We start from the raw sequence: 23,607 nt of genomic DNA, 5'->3' as shown, positions 1-23,607 counted from the left end.
TTTCGGCCGCGCTGAGGATGCGGAAAGTCGAGTCGACGGCAGTTCCGAAGTCGTTACGCTGTAGATAGAGCGTGTATTGTCTCCAAGTCTGAGTTGAGTGTTTCGATCAGCTCGGCTATCGCAGCATTGATCGATGCCGCTTCGTCCGACAGACGTGACAGGTGGTCGGTTGCCATTTCATCACCAACTGAGTTCACGAGCAGTCGTCCTATATCGTCAGTGAGACCCGTTATACGAACAGCTGCCTTTGCTGCCTCGAGTTGGTCATCGAGCAGCAGAAGGTTGTTTGCGTAATCAGTCAGCGCATTCACGCGTTCCAGTAACTTTTCCCATACCAGCTCAAGGGGCCTAGTAGCGCTCAGGAACGCGCTCTGTGCAGCTCTGGCTGTTGCGGTCTCGCCGGTGGGCACCTCACCCATTCGTTGGACAATCGCAAACATTTCGAATGCGTGTTGTGTGATCGAATCAGCTTCGAAATCTGGATCGAATTGTATTCGATGAGTGTCGAGGTAGCTGCTATTCCAAGACTCGCTCGCGAAAACAAGGTCTCGCATGAAATGCGCGTGACGCACCGCGTCCAAGAGAGTTTGGGTGCGGAGGGATTTGTTGTTTTGGTACCAGTCGCGGCTCGGCGGTTCCGGAAGGTTTATGACCATTGTTGCCGAATTCAAAGCCTGTTTATCCTGCGGAGTTAGTGCGAGTGGATCGCGAGCTGACCATGCCATGCATGCAAAGAGTCCGACGAAACCGGCAGCGACCAGAAGTATCGCAAAGATCCAACCAATCGCGGACCATTCAGTCGAGTTTCCCGCAATAAATGCAAGGACGATAGATAAACCCGCGATCCAGAACGCAGCGGAGTCTGCCCAGCTTCTGTCGTGGCCAGCAATCGAAATGGTCTGCGATCGTGTTCTCTTGGCTTCTCTTAGCTCTTCTTCCAGGCGTCGTATCGCTGCCCTGTTCAATGGTTTTTGCTTCCGCTCGTGCTGGATCTGTAACAATAGCGCCATCGCTAACGACGAATTAGCGCTTGCTGTCTCGTCTGACACCTCGTTGGCGTCAACGCTGTAACCGGCGCTGCGTCTCGCTGATAGCTTCTCTTTAAGTGATTCGGAAAATGCGTTGTAGTCGGTAAAGAAAGCGATATCGTCTTCTATGCGAAACGTCTTCTGCATCTCTTCTTTCCATTGATCGAGAGGTGGGAGAGCTGGACGCCTGGGGTTGCATCGTCCTCGCGTTAACAATACATTCCGCTGAGCGCTAGCTTGGTTGAGAGGGCGCTCGGCCTCGTCCCAGCATGAGTGTCAAGTCTGGATGCGTTCGGCTGGCAAGTAGCCCTTTCGAGTAGGAGTCGATCTGTTTCCGACTGAGCAGTCTTCAGTGCCCTCGGTCCGAGGCCCTTTTCGAGCACAGACGCAAGTAGGAGGGGAACGGTGAACAGCCAGCACACAGGGTTTCGGGTGCCGGGCAGTTCGGATCGACGTAGACCGACAAAGGGTTGATCCGCGAGTAGAGCTGCGTCTCCAAAACGGTGATCTGGTGCCAGTGGGCCTCGTCGCGGATGGCAAAGCTCGAGCTCCGGACTGGGCAAGTTGGTTCCTCGACACTCCTATAACGTCTGGACTATGAAACATGAGCTCGACGCCGATCAGCTGGACCGAGCGGCAGGCGTGCTCACCGCCTCTGCTGCAGGTGATGCGCTCGGTGCGGGTTATGAGTTTTCCATCCCAGCGGACAGCGCTGTGATCAGCATGATCGGCGGAGGTCCGTTCGGATTCGACCCGGGCGAGTGGACCGACGATACGTCGATGGCATTGGCGGTCGCACAGGCTGCGGCCGCTCACGAGGATCGACAAGGCTTGGTGGGAAGTCACAGTTCACACCGCTTCATCAAGCCTCCTGGAGCGGAGATCCTCATGCAATTCACGGACTGATCAACCGAGGCGCGTGGCTCTCCGTTCGGGATGTCGACGGCAATCGCCCGTTGGGCATCTATGTTGCTCAGGGCCACGAGACGTATTGGACCTCACTCGAACCCACGCCGGTCCACCGATTGGATGATGCGACGGTTCTCGCACTCCAACGCGGGCTCAACTTTGTTTTGGATGCCGAGTTGCTTCGTTGGCGCAAGTCACCTCTGCGTTACCCACCAGTCGAGGTTCTGACAGAAATAGGTTCTGGCGAGCTATGGTTCGCAGTCCCGGGTAAGTACGGGGGCTACCGAATTACGCTGGAACGCGAGACGCTACTTGTGGATTTATCATCTCGGATGGGTGGATCCGAGACGTATAGGGTGTCATGTAATTCCATCGAATTCTTGGGCGGCGAAGACTACTGAGTCGTACGACCGACACGGACAGCGGTCGCGCCTGCCGTTTTAATCGCTCGACGCGTGAGACTTATCCGAGGACGAGTGATCGTCCACTATGCACGCCAGGAGTGAAATGACAATTCACCGTGAAACTTTGGATCCAGAGCGGGAGCGAAGTACTTCGCTTACGACCTGGGCCGCCGCGAACAAGTATGTCGGCCCCGAGTCGTTCGACGCAGAGGGCTTCAAGCGCTTTCGAGTAACGAATCCGGTTGACCGTATGGGCTTGTACCTCTTCGAGTGCGCAAACGGCGATATATATATCGGCATCGCAAAGGATGCCGCTCAGCGGTTGCGCACCCACCGGAATAAGCATCCTGATGCTGTGAAGTTTTGGTTCCGGGCAGATCCGCGGTCCGATGGTGAGCGAAGGATCGTAGAGCGGCAGCTCGTTCGCGATGCACAAAGGTTCGGGCTCGTCGTTCGCAATCGGGAACATGCCAGTGGCCACACCGGCGTGTCGACCCTCGATGCGCTGATCACGCCGAACGAGCAGGAAAGCTGGCTGGAGAACCCGGTTGTCGCCAACGCGGGTGATAAAACTGATCTGGTAGATCTCGGTGCGAGTAAGCTCGCCGCGCATGCGGGTGACTTCGCAAAGCTATCGAATCATCCTCGTTACGAGGAGATCATTCACATTCTTGGTGACTATGCAGCGCAATGTATCCCGCTTGCGCGAGGAACCGAAGCGACTTTCTGGACCGTCAGCTGCTACCCCAGTTGGAACCGCCAACGAGTGTTCTGTGTTTCGATGGCGGGGCAGGAGGTGTTCTTTATCGTCAGTTCGGATTGGAATTCCAAACTCAGGGCGATGTTGTTTGTCGACGGCCGCGAACTTCATCAGGGTGTGATCGGAAGGCTACGGATGTTGGCCCAGAAGACCTTCCCGAAACGTGGCGGACACAAGTCGGGTGGTGCGTTCGAGCAAGCACTCTATTTCCGAGATATTCGAGACTTGAAGAAGGCCTTGAAGTCTCCTTACCTGCGTCGGTCGATAGCGAAATTCAACCTCGATCTGATGCGGAAGCGTCAATCTGCGTACAAGATCTCGCACTGCAGGCAGCTTGCTGAGGCCGCGTTGACTTAATCTCGAACCAGCTCAGCGCACGGCCGCTGATGGCGAAGATTCGATCGATCTCGCCGAGCAGTCAGCGGGTAAAATCTGCTCCGACCGAGGGTGACTGCCAATTTGCCATCTTTCACGACAAGAATGAAAACAAGATTCTTCACTTGTCGACGTTCGGTTCGGACAACCGTGTGTCTGCACCGAAGAGTAGCCAATCGATCCAATTGGACTATCCCATGGCGGAGCAATTGGTCGAGTTGCTGGTCGATACCTTCGGACTTGTCCCCGGTTGATCAAAAAACTCGACGGATGTTGCGCCAGTGCCATTTTCAGCGCACTTGGAATCGACAATGGATCGAAGAGTGGCCAAGTTGATCGGTAGGGAGCATTTTAGGATTCAGTACGACCGATTCAGGCCACGCTTTTCACCTTTGTCGATTGGCATGCTTTTGACTCAGCTGATAGATGGCAACGGTCGGTCGTCCTACAGCGAAGTTGCTGCTGTACTCGGTATCCGTCCGGCCCGAGTTCGTCAAAGCATCGCTGTCCTAAGCCAGGTGATCAACGAGGACGGCGCGAGCATCCTGTATGAGAACGGCGTCGAAGTCCTTCTGGAACCAGCGTTGTTGTTCGAGCAGTTCCGAATCGTAGACTGAGCGATGTCGGCTCCAGGTCACACTTCAACCCTGTGCTCGGACCGAAGATTTGTTGCCCAGCGTTGCTTCTGCCCCGTTCAGATCGACCAGCCGGGCAGCCATTGTCAGGACAGCCAGCTTCTCGGGAAGCGCAGCAGAGAACTTCAATCCGCTCAACGCTTTCGAATTGACGAATGGCAATGGCTTCGGCGCATCAGGACTTCGAGCTGCTGCCAGCGCTGCGCTGATCTCCCGCGGTCCGATGTCGGGATACAAACGGATCGAGTCTCCGCGTGTGAGCTGTCGTGGCGGCACGATGGACGGGAGCCACGCGGACAGAGTTCTGTTTGCACGTGTCCCCGCCCAGGTCCACCACCGCCAATCTCCGTTGTCCTCGCGTGTGACGACGAGGGCGTCGGCTGCGACGGTTGTGTTTCTGTCTGCACGTAATCCTTCCATTGCAGAGGAAGCCCGTCTTGTCAGTGTCACGCCTGCTGGCAGCGCGCCCAGGAGTACTGCTCGCATGCCGCGGTTGATCTCGAAGGAAGCGCCTTCCCCTGCCGAGCCCCATTTCGCGCGTCCGGTGATAGTTGTGGATTCGACGTAGCAGATCCGTCGATTCCAGTCGATGTGTGTCACCATCCATGATCGGCCACCGAGCAACAGGACACGTGGTCCTTCGACGGACTCGGTCAGGACTTCGGTTTCGACGAAGCCGATATCGTTTCGGCCGGCCATGACAGTGAACTGCGGTGCGGCGGTGAAAACTGCGAGGAGCTCCATGAAGTGGCGGTGTCCGAAACGCTTTTCGGCTTCGGGACCCATGAATGCGATTCCGCCATCCTGCTGCAGGAAGCCTTCACTGAGAAGGTATTCGAAACTTTCGTCAGCGGTGGAATCGAAGAGCGGAAGGGTGCCCCAGGGCTTCTTCCAGTCGGAGAGTGGTATTCGGTGGTTCTGCAACGCGAAGGCCAGGATCTGTTGTGCAGCAATATGACGCGGGGCAATGGGCGGTGTGACCGGTTCGACCCACCCCTGACTCCAACAATTCAACATTCCCATCATCGTCAGAAGGTTGTCGTTGTCGAGTGCGAGAAACAGGCAGTTTCGTTCGGTACCGGCTCGTCTGCCGGTGCGGCCGAGCCGCTGTAGGAAGGACGATACGGTGCGCGGCGCATTGATCTGGATGACCCGATCGAGGTCGCCTACATCGATTCCGAGTTCGAGTGTCGAAGTCGCGACGATCACGCAGTCTCTCGCGTCGGCGAATGCCTCCTCCGAGCGTCGTCGCTCCGCTGCAGACAGAGAAGAATGTGAGATGAATACGGTCACCCCTGCCTCGTGGAGCCCTTCACCGATTTCTTCTGCGAGCCTGCGGGAGTCGACGAAAACCAACCGTTTTTCACCCTGATGCAGTGCCGCTATCACTTTGACCGCGTTCTCGACACTGCCGACGTAGTCCACCGTCACGTCGGTCGGTGCTGCGCCTAGACGTGCGGGTTGTGTCGAGGTGACAGCGAGCGAGGATCCGACGACGGCCAGCGCATTGCCGGGGACGTCGGGGGCAATGACGCGACCGGTTCTGGCGGTATCGGCCGATTGCAACCAATTCAAGAGTTCGTCCGGATTGCCCACAGTCGCAGACATTCCGACCCGCTGAAGCCTGCGTCCGAGCAGGCTCTCGATTCGCGCCAGAACTGCCAGAAGATGCCATCCGCGGTCGTCACCAGCGAAAGCGTGAACTTCGTCGATCACCACCGCCCGGAGATTGCCGAACAACTGTTCGGCATCGACGCTCGCGGAGACAAGCATCGACTCGAGCGATTCTGGGGTTGTAAGCAGAACGTCGGGTTGCTCACGCTTGATTCGAGTCCGAGCCGAGGCCGACACGTCACCGTGCCAGGTCAAGGTCTCTCTCCCTATCCAAGCGGTATACGACTCGATACGTGGTTGCAGATTGTTCAATAGAGCCTTGAGCGGGCACAAGTAGAGAACCGAGAGGCCCTGCCAGTTCTCGTCGGCCATCTTGCTCATCAAAGGAAAACACGCGGCCTCGGTTTTACCTCCGGCTGTGGGTGCGAGCAGAATCGCGTCCTCACCGTTCATGATTGGAGCGACCGCCTCCTCCTGCAATGGTCTTAAACCTTGCCACCCAAGACTGTTGACGATGTGATGCTGTACTACGGGATTCAAGGAGGCGAACCCGGTCACAATTGGACCTCGTCCGCGGAGACCGCATGGCGTTCGGTGTCGGTCATCTCCTCGGAACTCAGGGTCAGCGAGTAGTTCTGACGTGGATCGAAATCAGGAAATTGATCGACCTTGTCCAGCACATCGAGAACGAGCTTCTTCAGAAATAGCCTCGGTGAGATGCCGACCTGACCGCCGAGTTTGCCGGCAACCGCGCGTGCGAGGTCGGCGATGTAGGCATCATCGACCATCGAAGCGATCCGGTCGGGCACTGCGGACCCGTCTTGGAAAACGTCGCGCACCCGAATCCCGACTTCGACCAACCTGTCGATGTCGAATCCTGCAAGGCGAATCTGAGGGGCTCGAGGGTTGTCGAATCTGGCGTCCCCCGAGAAGTCGGTATGCAGGCGTTGCGCCAAAGGGGGGAGCGACTGAACCCCCATCCGCCCGTCGAAGAACGCGGGAGTTCCGGTAATGAGCAGGTACAGACCCGGATAGCGGCCAGAATCGAGTTCGTCGATCCACTGACGCAGAGCATTCAAGGCTTTTGCTCGTGCGTCGGAACGCATGCGCTGTAGCGTTTCGACCTCATCGATCACCAGCAGCAGACCGGGGTGGCGGGCACCCTTCAGTACTGCAAGGAGGCCCTGGAGGAAACCCATTGCCAGGAAGTGATCGACGTCTTGACGGACTCCGGCTGCTCGTTTCGCTGCGGCGCCTACATGTGGTTGGCCACCGAGCCACGCGACCAAGGCATCGGCGGTGGCGACGTCGTCGCGTTCGAGCGCGGCTCTGTAGGCGCGCAACACCATCGGATACACCGGAGTGGCCGTGGACACGGCTGCGAGACGCGTCTCGAGCAGTGCGTCGACCTGTTCGGGTGATGCCTCGTCGGTGCCTGCCGCGGCTGCTGCGTCCTCCTCGATCCCGTAGAGCCAGGCGTCGAGAACGCTGCGGAAGGCGGAGGGAGCAAACGCCGAAGTGCGGAGTGATTCCGTGGTACGGCGGTAGACAGTTTCGAGTTTGTGAAGCGGCGTCTCCAGCTCGCTGATTTGAACTTCAGCGACTGCCAGGCCGCGCTTCATGGCCTGTTGCTGTAGCCAGCGTGCGTAAAACGTTTTACCGGAGCCGTACTCACCTCGCACAGCCTTGAAGACGGCTCCGCCGGACGCAACAGCCTCGAGATCCTCGCCGACTGTGGTGGCGAATTTATCGATGCCTACTGCCAGCACATCGAGATTGCCGGAGGGTACGGTGCCTTGTCGGAGCGCCTGCAGAATTTCTCGGCGCCGGACGGGGGACAGACTCATGGCTTCACCTCGTACTGTTCGAACATCAGGCCCGCTGCAAGCTCCACTTCGATTCCATTTTCGCTCAGTGCCACCACACCGTCCGCATTGATGACCTGACTGAGCGCGGCGATCGTTCTCTTCGCTCGGCCTGCTTGGACGCCGAGAATTTCAGCGGCCTGGGGGAGAGGCATCCGGCCGTTTCCGTTGATCAGTTCTTCAATGAACAGTCCGATGACGGGTTTGGTGATTCGCGGAGGAAATGCGTTGTATTGCTGAGTGAAGAGTGGGCTCGCCAGCAGTTCCGCTACGAGATCTCGACCACCGACCGGCGTGGGCGTGGCCGAAGGTGCGGCAGGCTCGGCAACGTCGAACAGCGAGTCCGGCTGCAGTACTGGTTTGGCGGTGGGCTTTCGCTTGGGAACTGCGCGGACACGTTCCGTCGCTCCCGCTGGAGCAACTGCGGTGGTCCGCTGCGGATCCCACCAGGCAGGTACCGGGTTGGGACGCAGCTCCAAGCCCAGGTGTGGGGGAATAGCACCGTTGACCAATATCGATACGGGGATTACTGCTTCGGACAGTGTCGCACCACCGTGATATCCGGCCTTGAGTCCGGTGTAACGCACCTGCTCATCCACCGCGAGGATTGCGCGGTGGTCGTCGGTGCGCACTCGCTCACCTTCGACGAGGATCTCGTCGGCCGGCAGGGAAGTCGGGTCGACTCCGATGGCAGAGCGATACCGTGCTGATTCCCTAACCCCGCGTTGAACACTGGGCTGTTCGCGTCGTTCGACGACATGACCGTGGTCGCTTGTCAGGACGACCGTACGGCCCACTGCGGCAGCTGCAGCCAAGAGTGCGTCGAGATGCTTGAAACTCGATGTCGACAAACTCGATCCGATGGGATCGGAACGATCCAGCGCGTCGTCGATATCGTTGAGGACACAGGCAACGACGGGGCGATTGCCGGTGTCCTCGAGTGCTATCCGGACGTCGAATGCCAGGGCGTGGCCGCGAGAGACCGCATCCATATCGGCCTTGTGGAAGAGAACTTGTCCGGTTGCTTGCAGTGCGTTGCTCTGCAGCCAGGAAGTGAAGCCGCTGCGTTCACGATCCTGGGTGCCAGTGGCGAGTGCTCCGGTCAACAATGAGCATCGCGAGAACTTTGTCACTGTCGGAAGGACCGCGAGTGCGGCCTGCAGAGTGTCGGAGTCCTCCAACACGCATTCTTGCCACTGCGGCCGATACCGCCGGAGTGCGTCAGCCACGACCTCGTTTGCAACGGTGGCGCTCATTCCGTCGGCGACGATCAGGAGCACAGGGGAGGGTTTGACGGGGTTGGATGAACCGGTGGCGCCCGGCTGCGGCACGGTGAGAGGGCGGACGACTCGATCGAGAAGGTCCTCGATCAGCAATGGCATTGCGGCGGAGGTGTTGCGGTGCGTGCCATTGACGGCGAGGAGTCGAGCGAACTGTCGGTCGGCGGCTGCCCGTCGCTGGCGAACGAGATCGATGATGTGGTGGGCCGCGGACGCAAGCGCGGTGCTGTCCGCGCCGGTGAAAGCAGCATTGACTGCTCCATCGACCCAGGACAGATCCGAGCGGTGTTCAGTGAGCCATGACGCCAACGTCGTGGGTTCCGCAGGAGGACGCTGAAGCCAACGCAGTAGGCGCAGCGCGGCCGAGCCGACACGAACATCACGAGGTGCGTCGGTGGTGTCCACTCGCGCGGAACGGTGTGAAATGACGTTGGCCCAGGCATTCTCGACCGTAGCGAGGCTGCTGGATCGGGTCGCGTCGGCTAGGGCGGCGGCGAACTGCGCGATACGTGGCGTCATGGCGGACGGCAGCACATCTGATCGGGCAATCAGCGAGTCGGCCTGTAGCGATGTCACAAGGTCTTCTCCGCGACGGAGAATGTCAGCTGGCACTTCGGTTCCGGAGACAGCGAGGGCTGCTGTGTTGCCCCACGCGATCAGTTGTTGTTCGGTGAGATGCGCAGTGCCTCCGAGTTGGACTTCCAACAGGGTTCGGACCTTGATGGACGTTTCGAGCGCAGCAGGGAATGCTGTCGAGATCGCTGTGCCGTTGTCGAGCAATGCTGCTACCAATCCGAGGGGGACCAGTTCGGTGGGGCCGGTGGTTCGAAGCACCGTGGTGAACGGGCCTCCGAGGGGGCCGAGCCGCAGGCCTATCCAGTTCAGAAACTCGTCGAAAAGGTGGGGGTCGGTGCGCGAGCGCCAGCCGTCGAATCGTAGGGCATCCTCGCGATTCATCGACCACATGGCGATGCTATGAGGGGTGAATTCTGCTGGCTTCAAACCGAATCGATCGGACGAGAGTGAGGTGAACAGGTGTTCGTTGGTGAGAACTCCACCGGGGGCCGGCACAATCTGTCGGCCGTCCAACTCTCGCAGTACGGCACGCGCGGACTCGTTTTTCAGTGAGAGGAGATTGAACTCTTGCTTCGATGCACTGAACATTTCACGTAGAACAGGCCAAGGGTCGAGATTCGAGAGACGACCCGCAGTGAGGTGTTCGAGGATGCCGACGGGTAGTTCCGCAGGGGTTCGATCGGTCAGGATTACTACCCAGTCGACGCGACTGCGTTCGGTCAGCGCGTCCCTGATGGCCAGGACACTCGGTGCTGTTCGGACTTTGACGGTTTGCCCGTCGAAGGTGAATTCTGCGTCGCCGGTCCACTCAGGGGCTGCGGATACCGCGATCACGCCACGGTTGTGTCGCGATTGCCTCGAGTTCGATATCAAGTTCCGGACGCTGGCCACATCCGCTTTGGGAAGGTTCGTGGACGCAGTCATCGATCGATCCGCGAAATGGTGACGGTGTACCGCGCCCCAGGGTTCGCCGCGAGCAGCGCTGTGAGGCGCTCCTCAACCACCGAAGAGATCGCACCGCTGTCGATGGTGAACGACTCGACGACGGGCTGACGCTCTGGCGTTGGCTCTTGTCCTGACTCGGGATCCGAGTCTGAAACAGGCGGCGGTGGCGGAGCAACAATGCCCTCCTCCAACCATCTGTCGCGATCTCGGCTGGCCTTGTCCAGCGCCGCTTGTAATGGCCGAGCAAGCTCGTGACCGGCCAGTGCGGCTTTGACCGAATCGACGATGACTGCGGCTTTGCGGCCGCGATCGTTCTCTGTTGAAGCTGCGTTGCTCAGGACGTTGAGGCGGTCCAACGAGAAGCCGTCCACTGTGTTCGCGACAGCGCCGGCTGTTGTCATGGAACGTCCGGACTCTAGGTCTGTGCCATGAAGCCCCGCGCTGGCTAGCGCCTCGACCAGGGCAATGTTGTCCAAGTGTGGAATTCGATCGTCGAGGAGATCGCACAGGTCCTGGGCGAGTACCAATCGCTCGTTGTCGAGTGGAATCCGAAGGTGGCTGTCAGCGTTGGTGAGCGTGCCCACGAGACGCAGGCGATCTGCGCGACCGGCGGCAGCGAACTCCTGCACGGTGCGCGCAAAGACTGCGACGTTGGTGGCAGTGAGAAAATCGTTGACGTTCTGGCCTGTGAGCACATTCCATCGGCGGCAGGCATCGATCCACGGTTGGCGCTCAGGTAAGGGTTCGAGGCGCATTGTGGTGCCGCGACGGAAGTCTCCGATGAGTGGTTCGGCGATGGGGGACGAGTGCAGGAACCACGAGCGCTTCGTTTGAGCAGTCCATGCACCGGCAATGAGGTCGACCATGTCGTCGGTCAGGCCGCGTCGGGCCCCACTGGCGGCAATGGCAGTTCGAAGCACCTCGATGGCGACGTCGGTGTCTTCATCGATCGACGATCTCGACAGCTCTTGAGTAATTCGGCTCCGCCACGTCGCGAAATGTTCCGGTCCGAACAACAGATGCGTCTCGTTGGTCTTGGCGAGGGCCAAAGGTTCCACGACGCGACGGGCAATATCGCGTTCGGAACGCTCGAGGGGGATACGTCCGTCCAGCTGAGATTGGGCTTCTCGGAGTCGTTTGAGGACCAGGTTCAGTTCACTCCGGGTGATGAGTTTGTCCGGCGGGGTGAAATCGGGGTGGTCCGGGTACAGCGCGTCGAATGCGTCGTCGATGAGCCGATTGACCGCCTCGCCCAGGGTATTTCCGATGGGTGGTTGTACGACGAAACCCGCGTGGAGCGACCGAAGTGGCGGTTGGCCTTCCTCGAAGGAGGCTCCCGCGGCCACGCCGTAGGAGACCTGCACAGCATTGTTCAGCTGGCCACGTACCTGAGCTTGCTGCTGTTGGAGTATCGAGCGTGCAGCAGCCCGGTCGGCTTCGGAGAGCTCGTTGGCATAGCCGGCCCACCGATCTCCGGCCAAAACGTAGTTGAGAATGACGAGGCGTCCGAGCTGGCGCGTTACTTTCTCCGGGAAGAAGCTGGGGAGCCAGACGACGGTAAATCGGTCTTGGCTGGTTCGACGTAACTGTTCGACGCGATCGTGGTCCTCGGCGGTCGTGTGGCCTGCATCGTCGAACGGCAGATCGACCACAAGCCTCAACGCACCCTCGACGGATGGGCGGAAGGTCTCGTCCGGAAGGTAACCGTGGTCGCGGACGTTGCCGAACACGACCTCGACCTGTCGTTGCGTGGCACGCCAGGTGACCGACCGCAGCAGCGCGTTGTCGACAGTGTGTTGAGCGCCGATGACCCCTAGATGCTCGGCAAGCAAATCACGCATCAACTCCCGTCGACGGCCATCGGTGTCTTCCAATTGTGCGCGCGCGATGATGCGTTCGTAGTCAACCGATTCGAGCGTCACCGAGATGATCGGGTTGGCATCGTTGGTGACGGACAGCTCTGGTATCTCGGCCGCCCACTGTTTCACCTTGTTGGTGATCTGACCGATCTGGTCTCCGGGGATCAGGCTGATAACGCTGCCGTGGTTGAGCGATGCCAGCCGCGAAGCGTCAATTTGCTTGAGTGCCGGTACGTTCGGTGCAACAGCTGACATCAGCAGAGTCTTGGCGATCCGGATGTCGGCACGTAGTCCGAGTGGAACGTCCTTGTCTGCTGTCGTCTCAGGGACGCCCGCGTTCTTGAAGAGCAATGGACGCAGTTTGTCGGTCCACAGTGTGCGGGCAGTCTTGAACGTCTGTGCTGCAGCATCATTGATCGGTGTCGCGTTGGCACTGTCGATGATGTAGTCGAATGCTTCGCCTACGGGAATGACGTTGTCGATGGTGAGACGGTCGGCGTTGTCGGCGAGAATTTGTTGCATCACCTTGAGCGCGGTGCGCTCGCGCTGCATCTGACCGGAGAGCGACCGGAGGGTGTCGATGAGCGCAGGCGAGAACGGATAGGTGAGTTTGAATGCGTCGGAGTCCGACCCGCGGTGCTGATCGTCGGTGTTGACGCCGTCGAGCAATACATCCCAGACCTTGGGGCTCCGGTCGAGTCGGGCGAACGCGGCGTCGAGCGCAGCGACCGCATCCGCGTTCGCTGGTTGGAGTAGCCGCTTGTTCGCGATGTAGGGCAGGTTCTCGTCACCGAGGCGGACACTGCCGAACCGGCCGGCCTGGTGGGCAAAGGCCTGCTCCAGGGCTTGCTGGGTTGCACCGGACTCGGGCCCGGTGGTCAACCAGCGGCTCAGATCATGCTGACGAGCGATGAACGACGCAATGGGGACCGCGAGGTGTCCTCGGCTTGTTTCGACGAGCTTCGTGATCTTCTGGACCTCGACGTTGAACTTCTCGCGCGCGGTGATCATGAATGTCAGCCAGAGGACCAGCTCATCGAGCATCAGTACGACGCCGTCGTAGCCGAGCGACTTGGCGTGGTCGGCGATGACCGCGAGACCGTCTTCGAGCGGTAGCCAATCTGTATTGCGCGAGTAGCTGGTGAAGTACGTGGCAATCAGGCCTTGCTGCAGTTTCGCGCGTACCTCGGGGTCTGCGTTGGGCGCGCAGGCGGACGCATAAGTCTCCGCAGTCCAAGTGCTGGTGCCCTGACCCAGTGCGCCCCAGTCGACTGTTGTGGTCTGTTGGGTGTGTGTGCCGTTGAGCGCTGCGAAGAAGGTGGCGTCGCCGACCTCGCGGCGGCGGTTGTCCGCGTCGGCGAACAGCCCGCCGGCCGAATGCAGCACCGGCGGTAGGGCATTGGGGTGTAGCGCCGCTATTTGACGTAGGTATTGATCGAACAGTGCCGACTCCACGCTGTGCGCGTCCAGGAAGTGGAACGTCAGGCGCAGCAGGTTCGCCTTCGCAATCGCGGGATGTTTCGCGATGACCGGTTGAAGTTCGGGAGTGGACAGTGCTGCAGGTGAGTGCCCGAGGATTGCGTGCAGCACGGCCATGAAGTGCGACTTACCAGATCCGAAGGAACCCTCCAGGTAGGCAGCTTTGTTTTGCTTGGTGCGTAGTGCTTCGTCGACGACAGACAGCGCAGTGTCGAAGGCATCGGCGAGTGCCGGTGTGACGACGTACGTACTGATCGTGGCTGCGATGCTGTTCTCTTCGACTGAATCCGACAGTCGCAGTACGTAATCATTGGTGCCGTGCGACTCGGGGATCGCGAACGTCTCCCGCAGAGTCCGAGCGGGAGCGGCGGATGAACCGGAGAAGGTCACTGCTGAACTGCCTTTCGTGCGGTGGCTTTGCGTGCTCGGGTGGTCTTGACGGGCCGCCACTTGTTGAGATCGTCTACGGGCACGTTCACGGCTGCTGATTTCTCGGCCAGCTGGCCGGTGAGGTACTCGGCCAGATCGAGACTGAGAATTGGGTCAGGTCCGGCGTGCCATTGCTTGACCCAGGGCAGTATCTCGGCAATGCCAGCGACGATGGGCACGAGTTCACCGAGATCGATGCCTTCGGATTCGCGCCAGGCGTAGATCGTCGCGAGAGCGATGCCTTGCTGGGCTTGGTTCCAGCCTGCCCAGCCCAGCAGTGGAGTCGGATCAGTTTCTCGTCCCGCGCCGAGGTAAGAGATGAACCGTTCTTTGGGGACATCGAGTTTGCCGCGGTGTGACCAGTAGGACTGCTTGACGAAGTCAGCACCGGTGTATTTCGGTGGCACGGGAATGTCGGTCGCCGCTATCAGGCCAGCATCCTCGTCTCGTTGCAGATCCCAGACGCGTTCCCACTCTGCGCGTTTGCGCAGTCCGGAGTCCTTGTAGCGCATGGCGGCAAGGTAGGGGACACCCTCATCTGCGAGGAGTTTGATCAGCGTGGCGGTTACGGGCGCGTCCTTCTGGCCAGCCCATAAGTCCAGTGCGTCGATGAATTCTGTGTTGGTCTCGACCTGGCCGGCGAGCTCACCGATGGAACGTGGTTGTGGCGTGCCATTCGGCGTGAACCAGAGCGACTGGTCTTCGAGACGGTCCAGAAGCCAGTCTTTGAGAGCACTCTGGAGCTTGGTGTCCCAGGTTTCGCCGGCCCACCGGCGCTTGTATTCCGGCTTCTCCAGCAACCGTATGAACGGATTGGATTCGATTGCAGCGATACGCTTCTCGATGAGTTCGCGGTACGCGCTTGGCCACTGTGCTGGCACCGCTGTGATCGGTGTGGAGTTGTGACGGGAAAACCATGCTGTCTCCGATTCACCGGATGCGACTTTTCGAGCGAGCACGATTTCGAATGTGCGCTCACCAAGCACGGTCTCGGGAGCCTTGCCCACCGGCACAGTCAGATCATCATCGATGAGGCCATAGTTTCGGTAGACCTCCCAGTCGAGTTCTTCTTGTTCGGCAATCATCAAAGTGCGGATGTGTGCATGCTGGCTTCGTGCGGCATCGATGGTGGCACGGGTTGCGCCGTGAGCCTCGATTGCAGCAGCAGGCTCCTGCGCGGAGAGTTGTTGTGCCAGTGTGTCGATTCGACGGCTGCGGCTCAGTGGTGCGGCTGCGGGGAGCGGGAAGTCTTTGAGGGTGGTGCCGGTGAATTCGTAGCGGTCAGACCAGCCGGCACCGCTGACCCGCGCCCCCTCGTTTCCAATGGGATCGCCTCCCTTTGGGTAACTGTTCTGTTTGAGCCAGAAGCAGGCGGTCGAGCTGTTGAGAGTCCCCAGCAGTCTTAGGTGATCGTCCTCAGTCGCATCCTTCGGCAACTTGATGACTGGTGCAGTTTGCTTGAACAGCCTTTTCTCTCGATCGAGCGCGAAATGATTGTGAGTAGACACAAATGGGAATGCAATTCCGTTTGTGGAAATTAACTTTCGGGAATAACTTTCCAGATGCACCCACCACGGTAAATGGCGATCGGCGAGCGACTTTTGAAACACCGTTCTACGCGCAAGTATCGTACGCATAGGCCAGAGGCTAGTCACGATAGGTGTCGCTTCCGCGATGGGTGCGGAGTTAGTCGGGTCGGTGTAGGGGTTGAGTGCAAAAGTAGTGCGTGCGATTGTGAAATCGCGGATGTCTTCGCCTGTCACAAACTGCCTGAAAGAAAGGAGGGAGCGAAACCGATTGAGCGTAGAGAGTGGGTATAGCCACGCGCCGTCCTCGCCCACGACTGTGGTTCTTCCGATCTCATCAGCAATCGAACGGAGGCTATGATCTCTTGCGTGATTAATTGCAGCCAACACGTCGACTGCGCCACCCCCGTTCAAGCTCCAGGGGTGATGAGCCAGCATGGCGTTCGGTACGTCTACCACTGATATCCACTGGTCTTGATATCCTGCGGTGTCAACGTTGTGCACGATGGAACTCCACACTTTGCCGCGGCTCGGATCGACCGGCGCGCTAGGTTCACCCTGAATGCCAAGGACTGCACGGACGGAATCCTTTATCCGGTTTCGATTTCGTCCTACAATAATGACGGTCGGCGTACCGTGACCGGGTATATATGCACCAGAGGTATCGGCAACTAATCGAAGATCCTTAATGCTAAGAAATTCTTCGATGATAGGTACACCAAATTCGCGCTTCATGAACGAGTTTGACGTTATAAGTCCAACCCATCCTGCGCGGTCGCCAGTTTTTGCCAGCTCAAAGAATCGTTCCATGAATGGGATTGTCAGTGCGAATTGGCCTTTGCAATAATGAAATATTTCGCGATATCGACTGTTTAGCGCTTGATCGTTGGCAACGATATAGGGGGGGTTTCCAAGCACAACGTCATATTGCTGGGGCGCAAGAATCTTGATTAATGTAGCTGCATCTTCGGTTAAATATGTAAATCCAGCCGCCACGGCGTCTTTGTTGTAAGCAATGTCGCCGTAGTCGAAAGCGCGTTTCCCGTCTTGTTCAAGACCATGTAAAAGGGAATCGCCAACAGTCAAATTTAAAGTAAATTTAGGTGCGTCAATCAGGTTGGTGATTCTGCAAGCTTGTAGTGCAGCAACGATCAGACGAAACTTCGCGACTGCGACGGCAAATGGATTTAAGTCCACGCCATATATGGATTCAAGCGCCTTATCGACGCGTGTGCGTAACTCGAGACCCGGCGCTTCTTGGTGCCAGCGTTCGGTGAGTCGCGCGAACGCACCGAGCAGGAAGTGCCCGCTGCCGCAGGTGGGGTCGATCAATTTGAAGCCTTCGAGCGGCCGGTCTTTGAGAGCTGGCGTCAGCGTTCGATCGAGGATGAATTCTTCGACAAATTCTGGCGTCTGCAAAAGCGCATACTTCTTCTTCGCGAATTCAGAGAGGTCTTGATACAGGTCGCCCAGGAATCGAGTGGATAGATCAGCGTCCGCGAACGACCAGATCAATTCACCGTCATCTCCGGTGCGGCGCCAGAACGACAGAAGTTGTTGCACCGCATCAGAAGTCGGTGAAGCAATGTTGAGCGCCGCATGGTCATCGACTAGTGCTTGGGTAGCAGGGCAGTCGCGTAGCGCTGTGAACGACACCTCGAGCCACTCACGGTACGAAAAATCCTGGTTCCGTCGGTAGAAATCGTTCTCTGCGTCTTCGGCTCGCTGTCGCAAACCGCGGTCTGGCCCAGCAATCCATACCGCAGTATCGCCCAGGAGTAGATTGTCTTCGCAGAAGCGCACGAAGACGGAAGTCAGGAGCCAACCGACGGCCGCCTGCGTGATCTGGTCCTCCGACCAATCTGTCCACGATCCAGCAGTGCGCTGTTCTGCGACCGCTTGACGATGAGTCGCTTGCCAACGCCCCAACTCTTCGGCATTGGATTCGAGTCGAGCGCGTATGTCGTCGACCAACAATGCCAACTGTGGCTTCAACGCAGCCGTCAGCTGGGGGCCTGCCGTCGTGGCCAGCGTCATCAGATGTTCTCCTCGATACGATCGTCAGAATGATTCTTTGTTTGCGCGCTTGCGAGCAAGGCTGCTACTTCCTCGGCGGCAACTTGAATGAACTGTTCCGGGCTGTTGAGGGGCAGCGCGGTTCCATCGACACGAGCACCGGGCAAACCACCAGACTCTTGCCGTTGAGGCACCAACACCCACACGGCATGCTTCGGCGGGGACGCGAGGTCAGCCCACGCATGCAGAACACCGAGCTGCCCATACGCTGCGAGAGTCGAGAGATCGGTCAACACCACTGGTGAATCAGCGTTGCTGACGGCGTCCGTGAGTGTCGGAATTGCCTGTGAAACAAAACCTCTCAAATTCTCACGATCAGTTACCGCGCCTGCGTCAGCGGCGAGAATTTCACTCCAGCTGATATTTGCTTGGGTGGCGGTACTGCGTAGCTTGTTGAGGAGGAGATCAGTCACATCGATATGACGAGCACCGAAACGTGCAGCGAGCCCAGCAGCGACAGCATCCGACGCGCCCAGCGGAACGCCCAATGCCCGGAAGTTGTGTTCGCGAACACTGGACTCGAGAGCGAATTCGATGTCGGTGGAACTGTTTCCGCGTTGATGACTCGGCGCAGTACGCGTGTGACGCGTCGGAACATGCGATGCAGGATCGAGTGCATGCTCGAATGCGAACCGGCTCGCAGTCTCGTCCCACCGCATGTCCGGTAAGAGTTTCGACACGACGTCGTCCAGATCGGGGCGGCGTGGGAGGGAGTGAACCAGCGCTGGAAAGCGGGCCAGAAGTCTGGACTCGAGTTCTGCTCGGCTGAACGAATCAGACGTCGACAGTCCCCGCAACAGGATTCGAAGGGACTCGACGATCGGGAGCGCCCGTGAATGGAGCTCATCGCGCGCAGAGAGAGCCACCTCCTTCGACCCCACGGCAGCGATCCGCAACAGGACATGACCTGGGATTTCGATTTCGTTGGGAGCGACATCCAAAACAGTTGCTGCCGATGCGCGAAGTGGCATCTCCGCATCAGCAGGGGAGACGAGCACGGACCCCTGGGAAACCAACTCGGCCAGAAGCTTTTCGGCGTCGACCGCGAGAACAGCTGGAAGTCGGCGCGACACCGCGGCCGTGGAGATCATCGCTACGGTCCCCGAACCGTGGCGTCGCACCATGTGCAACGACGAATCCACACCAGATTCGAGATCGTCGTTCAGAGTCGACGGCGGCTGAGAGGCCATCAAAATGCGGAGCACCCCCAGAGCCGAGCGCTGGGGGTCCGCCAGGCCATCTGATTGCAAGGCCCCAAGCAACTCGCGCGCCAACAAATCCGGCGTACTTGCACCGCCCGACTTCTCCAACAGAATCTGTAAACGACCGTGCAGATCGCGGACTGTGGACGCGAGTTGGGAGTGTTTGTCCCACAGCTCCGAGAATTCACCGAAGATCTGAGCGATCCGACCCGAAGTGACGTTCGCCAGTGGCGACAACACTTGGTAGGTGACAAATGGATCTTCCGGCGACTGTGAGTGTGAACCGAGGACGAGCTCGACTACCTGGCGACGGATAGTGCTGGGCTTCGAGCCTGCGGCGCGCGCGAACTCCCCAACAAGCATGGCCAGCGATGTGATCGTCGGAACGATCGTTGTCGGGTTTGTGTCAGCAGAAGCGACCAGCGCTGGTTTCTGCACGACGGGTGGCGACACCGGTTCAGCGGTGTTACGGGCCTTGAACACCGCACTCCACGCGCTTCGCATTGATGATGCTGTATCGAAACGGTCCTTGGCGTTGCGCGCCAGCGCAATTCGGAAGAACCCGACCAGCGCCTCGGCTCGACTGCGACTCAAGCCCCCGGCCGTGAAATCTTCCGGGCTGACAGTCACCTCATCTTTGAGAACGCCTGGGTCGCTCACTCCGTCGCCGTACTCGGGCGTCGAGGCTGTCGCCATCTCGAACAGCACTACCCCAACCGAGTACCGCTCCGCTGCAGAGTCGAAGGAAGTGCGCAGCCCCGTACCAAGGAACGGGTCACGGTAAGGAGGCGTGCCCGCATCCAATTGATCGACAGGGGCACGCGACAGCGAGAAGTCGAACAAGGCCAATCGGGCCTTGGCAGAACGAGCTTTGCCCCCCGGTCGGGAGAGCCCGAGATTGGCGGGTTTGATGTCGCGGTGGGTGATGCCGGCGGCATCGAGGGCCACCACTACGTCGAGCAGCTCGAGGCCCCATGCCTTCAGCTGGCCCTCACCCAACGGCGTGTAGCGCACGACGTCGGCGAGCGTTTGCTCACCACCGTTGCTGAGCAACAGTGCGGTGCGATTCAGGGCCAGGTCCAGCGGGCCTTCGATCAGCTCGACGACACCGGAAACCGGGGGCTTTTGCACGCCGATCTGAGTGAGAACCTCAGCTTCGTCGCGAAGTCTCGCAACGGCACTGTCATCGAGGCCCACCTTGAGCACGCGGAGCATGTCGTCATGCGCACGGTCGTGAACCAGGACCCCGCGCGCTGTGGAACCAGAACCGAGTACCCGGACTACCTCGAAACGATCACTCAGCACAGCACCCGGCGCTGGATTCAGAGGATCGGCCAACTGTTCGATCGGAGCTAGTTGCTTGTGGCGGTAGTTCGCGAGCTCGGTCGCGAACTGCTGTGCCCCGAATCCAGGCCGACCGGTCTTTTTGTCTGTCTGAACTCGTTTGGTAACCGAGGGCTGGGTCGCCCGGAGTACCAGCGCTCGGAGAGTCTCGTCGACGAACCGCCCACCGGATGCGGCGAGATCGAGACCTTCTTCCTGACGTAATCGCTCGAGGAGCGCGGCCCGATCCCTGGCAGGGGGTTGGCCACCCGACAACAAGTAGTAGGCGAGCGCGCCCAGGGAGAAGACGTCGAGAGCGAGGCGATCTCCATCGATCGCCCAGCGGTCTTCCGGGGCCTGATACACGTCGTCGGAAGGGGACGTTCCCGTCGTCGCCGAAGTGCCGAGCATCGTCGACGAACGAGTGTCGTGACTGTGAACCCGCCCCGCCCACGACCAGTCAGCAAGCCGGACTCTGACCGTACCGGTATCGAGCTGCGCCGTATGGACAAGCACAGTGGAGGGGCCGAGTCCCCGGTGTGCAACGGAGTTGCGGTGCGCATAGCCAACGGCTTCCGCGATTTGCGTCAGGATCAGCAGCTGCTGCTCGGCGGTGAGGGTGCGGGTTGCGAGCGCAAGATCGAGCGGCTCGTATCCGGGGGTCTCTGGGTAGACGATGACCGTGTTGCCGTCGTCGTCCTGAACCAAGTCACGTGGGGCAACGATGCTCTCGTGTCGAAGTGAGCTGAGCAACGAGTATTCGCGGTCGATCTTGCGGTACGCCGCTGCCCGAGCGTTCGCAGGCGTTCCTCGGCGGAACGAGACGATCCGCGCGCGGCCCTTCTCTTTTGTAACCTTTTGGGTGGCCGACCATTCTTGCCAGTCGTCGCCGCTCGCAATCGGTGTGCCCGTGATAGTCCACGAACCCGCGTCACGCTCCGTGCGACGACTGATGCCGAGGTTCTTCAACGCTAGGGCGATGATGACACTGAGGTCCTCGTCGACCCGCCTGTTGTCCGTCGGAGGTTCCAAGAGTCGATCCGAGATACCAGGCAGACCGGTCTCGTCCTCTTGGCCGTCAGGTCCGAAGAGGCTCGACTTCGCCAGGTCAGGAAGATCCGTCTTGAACGGAGAGCCGTGCAGGAACACAGACTCCTGCACAAAGGGAAGAGCCCGCCGAACCTTCTCCGGATTCAAGCCGATCTCGAGCGCGACCTTGCGAGCTTCTTCTTCGATACGAGTTGCCAGACGTTGGGCCTTGCGTCTGGTCACCAGTAGCGGCGAGCGCTGCGTGAGCGTCTTGCCACCCATCGTGGTGCGGACCCAGCTGGTCTCCGAGCCCCGCAAAACTCCGGAATAGCTCTTGAGCTCCACAAGATGGAGGCGACGTCGGCCAAGGACCAAGGCGTCGATCTCATGCCACTGGCCATGGTTGTCCATGAACTCGAAGTTCGTCCACGCACGGTACGGGGCGGAGGCCGGCAGAAGGTCCCGAATCATCTCCAGACCAGCAGTTTCATGGTCGAACGCAGACTTCGAAACCTCGACCCACCGGTCGTTACCTTGCGCCACGCCACCGCCTAGATCTTAGAACACGTTGACGACCACGCGGTGGCCGCCGAAAACTTAGTCGACCTTATCAACCAGGGGAATCACCCATGGATGTTGGAGGCCGGTCGGTCGTCATGAGAGTCGTTCCAAAGCGCCTACTTCGCGAGATCCCAGCGTTCACACTGGTTTCAGTGGTCGAGTCTGAATCCACGTGAGCTGTTGGTGGGGTGCCACCAAATTTGAAAGGAGTGCGAAGCAATGGCCTTAATCGACATTGGAACACTCGTCGGCGTTCTGGCTGCTGTATTAGCACTATTTATCCAAGTAAGGCAGCGTAAATTTGCGTTGGCCCAGCAGTACATCGAGCGATTCTGGGAGATCGATGACTCGATCTCAAGGGCTGAGTGCGTGGGGGTCGACGTCGACATTAATCTCCATCACCGGAGGTACGCAAAGCTCTGCGAAGACGAGATGGAGGTCGTGAGCCTTGGCTGGATAGATCGGAGGACATGGCACGTCTGGCATGCGGGCATCGTGAGTTCGACCTCCACCACGAGGACGGTTAAGACCGAATCAGAATTCGACTTCCTGCATGCGTGTCGAATGTCGTCGACACACGACGGTTCGCATTGTCCAGCGTGGGCGGCGCAAAGCCTCTGGCGTCGTGCGACTTCTTGGTGATCTGGGCACCCCAGCACTCGGCAAGTGGCATGCACTCAGTGAACAGTGCCACCTTGATTTGGACTCCGTTGCCCATGACGTGTGCAGATTGGGACGTTGAGGTGGGATGTACTCACCACACAACCGCGAAACTGTGACGGCGATCGTCGCAGGGGGGCTCGTTGATGGCACGTAGATTTGGGATCGACGGGACGATCGACTAGTAGCCGGACCACATGACGTCTTCACCGGCGCGCAAAGTGCAGTCATGGACGTTGACCCGTCGCGGCGATAGCTTCGCACCGGCCCCGAACAGCTAAACCGAAACCTTGACGTCGACCACATCGGCGCAGGAAAGATTAACAACCTCGACGCTTGTGATCAGCGGTACGCCGTTGTGAACGAGTACGAGATTGACTGCAGGGTCAGCATGAACCTCGATAACCCGTCAACCACCGTGTGAAACGGGTTGTGCTCCTGATCGAAACCCTGCATCTGTCCTCCGAACTCCGTCGTCCATCGCCCGGATAACCGGGCCAATTAGTGGCGGCAACGCCGTCAACTTTGAAAACGATAGGCAACCCCACCGAAAGGGTGGTTCCGAAACGGTATCGGACAAATAGGTACCGTTTTTACCAATGCTAAAGATATCGTGCGTGGTTCATTCGGATGAATGACGGGACGCCATTTGCAACGGGGTTTGTACGACGTGTGGGTTACTCGGCAGCTTTGTCGGTCGCGCGAGGCTCACATTTTGTTCACGGGGGAGGCGAAGTTGTCTGTGCTGGGCTTGTCTGACGAGACCTGGGATGCGCTTATGGACGGGCTGGTGCTCGGGCGATACTCCTTGCTATTGGGCGCTGGCGCCGGCCGAGGCACCAAAAATGGTGATGGCGAGGAAGTCCCTGCTACGCAGGGTCTGATCGACGAACTCCAGCTCCGGTACGGACTACCGCCCGTCCCGCCTGGGACAGGGCTTAGGAGCGTGTACGACCTTGCGGAGTTGAGTGCTGTCCAAAATTGCATCGAGCATCAGTCAGCTTTCCTGGGGCGTAAATTCAGCAGATGCACGGTCCCACACTGGTATCAGAATCTCGTAACAATACCGTGG

General features: G+C 59.1%; 10 protein-coding genes and 1 pseudogene. 4 read left to right on the top strand and 7 right to left on the bottom strand.

All coding sequences use genetic code 11. The annotated features are described in order from the left end of the window. Nucleotides 1-53: 53 nt before the first annotated feature. Nucleotides 54-1,175, bottom strand: coding sequence for a hypothetical protein (locus ABIB36_RS16230; RefSeq protein ID WP_354560884.1), 1,122 nt, complete (start codon nucleotides 1,173-1,175; stop codon nucleotides 54-56). Nucleotides 1,176-1,625: 450 nt separating this feature from the next. Between ABIB36_RS16230 and ABIB36_RS16225 the strand changes: the two genes are divergently transcribed. The 4 genes and pseudogenes from ABIB36_RS16225 (at nucleotide 1,626) to ABIB36_RS16210 (ending at nucleotide 4,093) form a co-directional block, all read left to right on the top strand. Next, nucleotides 1,626-1,934, top strand: coding sequence for an ADP-ribosylglycohydrolase family protein (locus ABIB36_RS16225; RefSeq protein ID WP_354560887.1), 309 nt, complete (start codon nucleotides 1,626-1,628; stop codon nucleotides 1,932-1,934). A gap of 492 nt (nucleotides 1,935-2,426) precedes the next feature. Beyond that, nucleotides 2,427-2,675, top strand: a pseudogene (locus ABIB36_RS16220) (GIY-YIG nuclease family protein); the annotation flags it as partial. A 153-nt stretch (nucleotides 2,676-2,828) separates the two neighbouring features. Further along, a complete protein-coding gene (locus ABIB36_RS16215; protein ID WP_354561233.1) occupies nucleotides 2,829-3,458 on the top strand; it encodes a hypothetical protein in 630 nt (209 codons plus the stop codon). 341 nt (nucleotides 3,459-3,799) lie between these two features. Beyond that, nucleotides 3,800-4,093, top strand: a complete 294-nt coding sequence (locus tag ABIB36_RS16210) for a hypothetical protein (RefSeq protein ID WP_354560889.1) — start codon at nucleotides 3,800-3,802, stop codon at nucleotides 4,091-4,093. Between the two features lie 24 nt (nucleotides 4,094-4,117). On the opposite strand, the gene ABIB36_RS16205 is transcribed toward ABIB36_RS16210, so the two are convergent. The 6 genes from ABIB36_RS16205 to ABIB36_RS16180 are packed head-to-tail and all read right to left on the bottom strand — an operon-like array spanning nucleotide 4,118 to nucleotide 21,857. Further along, nucleotides 4,118-6,283, bottom strand: coding sequence for a DEAD/DEAH box helicase (locus ABIB36_RS16205; RefSeq protein WP_354560892.1), 2,166 nt, complete (start codon nucleotides 6,281-6,283; stop codon nucleotides 4,118-4,120). Then, entirely contained in the window at nucleotides 6,280-7,572 is a 1,293-nt protein-coding gene (gene brxD / locus ABIB36_RS16200; protein WP_088943627.1) for a BREX system ATP-binding protein BrxD, read from the bottom strand. Before brxD ends, ABIB36_RS16205 begins: the two co-directional genes overlap by 4 nt. Continuing rightward, nucleotides 7,569-10,370, bottom strand: a complete 2,802-nt coding sequence (pglZ, locus tag ABIB36_RS16195) for a BREX-2 system phosphatase PglZ (RefSeq protein WP_354560895.1) — start codon at nucleotides 10,368-10,370, stop codon at nucleotides 7,569-7,571. Before pglZ ends, brxD begins: the two co-directional genes overlap by 4 nt. Continuing rightward, the gene (locus ABIB36_RS16190) at nucleotides 10,367-14,119 is read right to left on the bottom strand and encodes a DUF6079 family protein (RefSeq protein ID WP_354560897.1); all 3,753 of its coding nucleotides are present in this window, start codon (nucleotides 14,117-14,119) and stop codon (nucleotides 10,367-10,369) included. The genes pglZ and ABIB36_RS16190 overlap by 4 nt, the downstream gene beginning before the upstream one ends. Then, nucleotides 14,116-17,721: a BREX-2 system adenine-specific DNA-methyltransferase PglX gene (gene pglX, locus ABIB36_RS16185; protein ID WP_354560899.1), complete on the bottom strand. Its 3,606-nt coding sequence runs from the start codon at nucleotides 17,719-17,721 to the stop codon at nucleotides 14,116-14,118. The genes ABIB36_RS16190 and pglX overlap by 4 nt, the downstream gene beginning before the upstream one ends. After that, on the bottom strand, nucleotides 17,721-21,857 hold the full coding sequence (locus ABIB36_RS16180; RefSeq protein ID WP_354560901.1) for a protein kinase domain-containing protein: 4,137 nt from the start codon (nucleotides 21,855-21,857) through the stop codon (nucleotides 17,721-17,723). Before ABIB36_RS16180 ends, pglX begins: the two co-directional genes overlap by 1 nt. Nucleotides 21,858-23,607 lie beyond the last annotated feature (1,750 nt).

Origin of the sequence: Rhodococcus sp. UYP9 (genome assembly GCF_040547235.1) — a bacterium.
Lineage (GTDB): Bacteria > Actinomycetota > Actinomycetes > Mycobacteriales > Mycobacteriaceae > Rhodococcoides.
Note: the sequence above shows the minus strand (reverse complement) of the source record. Positions and strands in the feature narration are given on the sequence as shown.

Coding starts and splice junctions, on each gene's coding strand:
- ABIB36_RS16230 (WP_354560884.1), bottom strand. CDS start 1,175: ATGCAGAAGACGTTTCGCATAGAAGACGATATCGCTTTCTTTACCGAC.
- ABIB36_RS16225 (WP_354560887.1), top strand. CDS start 1,626: ATGAAACATGAGCTCGACGCCGATCAGCTGGACCGAGCGGCAGGCGTG.
- brxD (WP_088943627.1), bottom strand. CDS start 7,572: ATGAGTCTGTCCCCCGTCCGGCGCCGAGAAATTCTGCAGGCGCTCCGA.
- pglZ (WP_354560895.1), bottom strand. CDS start 10,370: ATGACTGCGTCCACGAACCTTCCCAAAGCGGATGTGGCCAGCGTCCGG.
- pglX (WP_354560899.1), bottom strand. CDS start 17,721: ATGACGCTGGCCACGACGGCAGGCCCCCAGCTGACGGCTGCGTTGAAG.